The sequence below is a fragment of the Nonomuraea lactucae genome, from assembly GCF_003313395.1.
In the GTDB taxonomy this organism is placed as follows: Bacteria; Actinomycetota; Actinomycetes; order Streptosporangiales; family Streptosporangiaceae; genus Nonomuraea; species Nonomuraea lactucae.
Genome location: NZ_QNFZ01000495.1, coordinates 1 through 1,365 on the forward strand (window position 1 = coordinate 1; position 1,365 = coordinate 1,365).

Annotated in this window: 2 protein-coding genes; one reads left to right on the forward strand and one right to left on the reverse strand. The window is 73.9% G+C overall.

Annotation, left to right across the window (positions count from 1 at the left end):
• The coding region (locus DQW85_RS22955; protein WP_162795260.1) for a helix-turn-helix domain-containing protein at positions 1–273 on the forward strand (273 nt) is incomplete at its 5' end.
• Positions 274–344: 71 nt separating this feature from the next.
• Here the strand turns inward: DQW85_RS22955 and DQW85_RS22960 are convergent.
• Positions 345–1,205: a class II fructose-bisphosphate aldolase gene (locus DQW85_RS22960; protein WP_113702199.1), complete on the reverse strand. Its 861-nt coding sequence runs from the start codon at positions 1,203–1,205 to the stop codon at positions 345–347.
• Positions 1,206–1,365 lie beyond the last annotated feature (160 nt).

A 1,365-nucleotide genomic window follows, 5' to 3' on the forward strand; every position in this document is an offset into this window, starting at 1 on the left:
GTGCTGCTGCGGGGCGAGCTGGCCGCGGCCGTGCGCGGCCCGGGCTCCGACGCCGCCCGGCCGAGCCCGCTCGACCTGCTCACCGACCGGGAACGGGAGATCGCCGAGCTCGCCGCCGGGGGGAAGCGGTCCCGCGAGATCGCCGACCAGCTCTTCCTGAGCCCGAGGACCGTCGAGGCCCATCTCGGCCGCGTCTACCGCAAGCTGGAGGTCTCCTCCCGGGCGGCTCTGGCGGCCGTCCTCCTCCAGGCGCCGCCCGCGGCGGACGGCTGATCCGGGCTGTCCGTGGCATGTTCGGGCGGGATCGATCGCGCCGCCGTCGTCGTGTACGACTCAGGTGGCTTCTACTGGCTTCTACTGGCTTCTACTGGCTTCGACGCCGCACCGCCCAGGACGCGCAGCAGGTGGCCTACCTCGCGCGTCACCGCGTCGCGGCCCGCCTTCACGTACTTGCGCGAGTCCACCACCTTCGGGTCGTGGTCCAGATAGTCGCGGATGGCGCCTGTGAACGCCTTGTTCAGGTGAGTCGCAATGTTGATCTTCTTCATGCCGTGCCGTACGGCCTCGCGCAGGGCGTCGTCGGGCACCCCGGAGGAGCCGTGCAGCACGAGCGGCACCGGTACGGCGGCGCGCAGCTCGGCGATGAGCGCCAGGTCGAGCACGGCGTCCTTGGTGGTCATCGCGTGCGACGTGCCCACGGCCACGGCGAGCGCGTCGACCCCGGTGCGGGCGACGTAGGCGGCGGCCTCGTGGGGCTTGGTGCGCGCCCCCGGCGCGTGCACGCCGTCCTTGCCGCCGACCTCGCCCAGCTCGGCCTCCACCCAGACGCCGCGCTCGTGGCACCAGGCGGCGACGGCGGCGGTGGCGGCCACGTTCTCCTCGTCGGGCAGCGCGGAGGCGTCGAACATCACCGACCCCAGCCCCAGCCCCACCGCCTCCTCGACCAGCGCCCGGTCGGTGGCGTGGTCGAGATGGACGGCCACCGGCACCGCGGCCCGCCGGGCCACCGCGAGCGTGGCCAGCGCGACGGGCTCCAGCGCGCCGTGATAGCGCACGCAGTTCTCGCTGATCTGCAGCACGACCGGCAGGCCCACCGCCTCGGCGCCCGCGACGATGGCCGTGGCGTGTTCGAGCTGGATCACGTTGAACGCGCCCACCCCGGCGGGCGACGCGCTGACGATGTCACCTGTCGTGGCGAGGGGCATGGCGGGCTCCTTGGGTGTCGCGATGTGACGGACGTTCTAGGTGATGACGATCAGCGGGTGCGTGGCGGCGTAGACGTCCGGGTCGAAGTCGCCGGCGACCGGCGCGGCCACGGCGGCGGCGCCCAGCGCCGCCGCCCGCCTGAGCGTGTCCGGCCACGCC

What these genes read in the sequence shown, in the direction of transcription:
- DQW85_RS22960 (WP_113702199.1), bottom strand. Translation starts at nt 1,205, where the DNA reads ATGCCCCTCGCCACGACAGGTGACATCGTCAGCGCGTCGCCCGCCGGG.